Origin of the sequence: Kitasatospora sp. NPDC059462, assembly GCF_042749955.1 — a bacterium.
Lineage (GTDB): Bacteria > Actinomycetota > Actinomycetes > Streptomycetales > Streptomycetaceae > Kitasatospora.
In genome coordinates, this window is sequence record NZ_JBHYUU010000384.1 from 1 (window position 1) to 2,105 (window position 2,105).

Genomic DNA, 2,105 nt, shown 5'->3' on the forward strand with positions numbered 1-2,105 from the left:
GCGCGAGACCGCCGCCGCGTCCGCCCAGGCCGCCGCCCCGGCCGCGGCCGCTCCCGCCGCCGGCCTCGGCGCGCCCGTCACCGGCCCGGCCGTCCCGGCCCCGCCGCGAGGAGGCACCACCATCGAGCAGAGCACCGCCGTGCCGCCCGCCGACGCGCCCGCCCACGGCAACCGGCCGTACCCGCAGGGGCCGCCCGCCGTCCCCGCGCCGTCGGCCGGCCGGTTCGGCCCGTTCCTCACCAACGGCCACGCCGGCGAGCAGCTGGCCCTGCTGGGCGAGGTCGGCGGCAAGGTCGGCACCACCCTCGACCTCGGCTTCACCGCCCACGAGCTGTGCCGGGTGCTCGTGCCCAGGGTCGCCGACTTCGCCTGCGTCGACCTCGTCGACGGCCTGATCTCCGACTCCGAGCTGCCCGAGGCCCGCCCGGACGACGACACGATGCTCCGCCGGGTCGCGCTCGTCCGCAACGAGGCCGACGGCCAGTGGGACCACGTGCTCGCCGAGGGCTCCCTGGTCGCCATGCCCCGCCGCACCCCGCCCGGCATGGCCCTCCAGCTCAACCAGCCGGTGCTGGTCCCGGTGATCGCCCGGGACGTCGCCGTCGACTACGCCGCCGCGCTCGGCGGCCCGGAGCTCGTCCCGGTGGTCTCCGGCCGCTCGATGCTGGTGGTGCCGCTCTCCGCCCGCGGCACCGTGCTCGGCATCCTCAAGCTGCTCCGGCTCCCCGACCGCGGCCCCTTCGACGAGGGCGACGCCGCCACCCTCAAGGAGCTGGCCGCCCGGGCCGCGCTGTCGCTCGACAACGCCCGGCTGCACCGGGCCGAGTCCCGGGTCGCCACCACCCTCCAGCGGTCGATGATCCCGACCCGCCCGCCGCAGATCCCCGGCGTCCAGATCGCCCACCGCTACCTGCCCGGCGACTCCCGGGCCGAGGTCGGCGGCGACTGGTTCGACGCGATCCAGCTGCCCGGCAGCCGGGTCGCCCTGGTGGTCGGCGACGTCATGGGCCACGGCCTGCACTCGGCCGCCGCGATGGGCCGCTTCCGCACCGCGATGCAGACCCTCGCCGCCCTCGACCTGCCGCCCGGCCAGCTGCTGCGCCATCTGGACAACCTGGCCCACAAGCTCGGCGACGACCACCTGGCCACCTGCCTCTACGCGGTCTACGACCCGATCAGCCGGACCTGCGAGCTGGCCAGCGCCGGCCACGTCCCGCCGGTCCTGGTCCACCCGGACGGCACCGGCGAGCTGCTGGAGATCCCGGCCGGCGCCCCGATCGGCGTGGGCGGGGTCCCGTTCGTCGCCAAGACCATCGACGTCTCGGACGGCTCGATGCTGGTGCTGTGCACCGACGGCCTGGTCGAGGTGCGGGGCGGCGACATAGGAGCCGGGCTGGCCGCGCTCTGCGGCAACCTGATCGACCCCACGCAGAGCCCCGAACAGGCCTGCGACGTGGTCCTGGACCGGTTGCACTCGGACGACCGGAAGGACGACGTCGCGCTGCTGGTGGCCCGCTTCGACGGGGTCCCGCCGAGCGAGGTCGCCACCTGGGACCTCACGGTCGACCAGCGCGAGGTCGGCCGGGCCCGCGCCCTGGTCCGCGAGCAGCTCGCCGCCTGGCACCTGGAGTCGCTCAGCGACACCGTCGTGCTGCTGGTCAGCGAGCTGGTCACGAACGCCGTCCGGGTCGCCCGCGACCGGGTCCAGCTCCAGCTGATCCGGGTCGACAAGCTGCTGGTGGAGGTGAGCGACGACAACCACAACCTGCCGTCGCTGGAGCCCGCCGAACAACTCGGCGAGACCGGCCGCGGCCTCACCCTGGTCACCAAGCTCGCCGAGCGCTGGGGCACCGCCCGCAAGGCCGTCGGCAAGGTCGTCTGGTTCGAACTGCCGCTCTGATCCCGGCCCGGGCCGCACGCCCGGGCGGGCAGACCCGCCCGGGCCCGGGAACCCCGCCCCGGGCTACGGCACCGCCGCGCCGGCCGGGGTGCGGCGGGGGGGGGGGGGGGCCGCCCCCCGCGCGGGGGGGGGGGGCGCAACCCCCGGCGCCCCCCCCCCACCCCCCCCCCCCCCCCGGCCCTCATCACCCCCCACCACCCCCCAA

1 protein-coding gene is annotated in these 2,105 nt (G+C 76.9%); it reads left to right on the forward strand.

Annotated features, from left to right (window positions below):
* Nucleotides 1-1,900: SpoIIE family protein phosphatase (locus ACFXAM_RS38635; protein WP_380298603.1), on the forward strand; the 1,900-nt coding region annotated here is incomplete at its 5' end.
* Nucleotides 1,901-2,105: the final 205 nt, after the last annotated feature.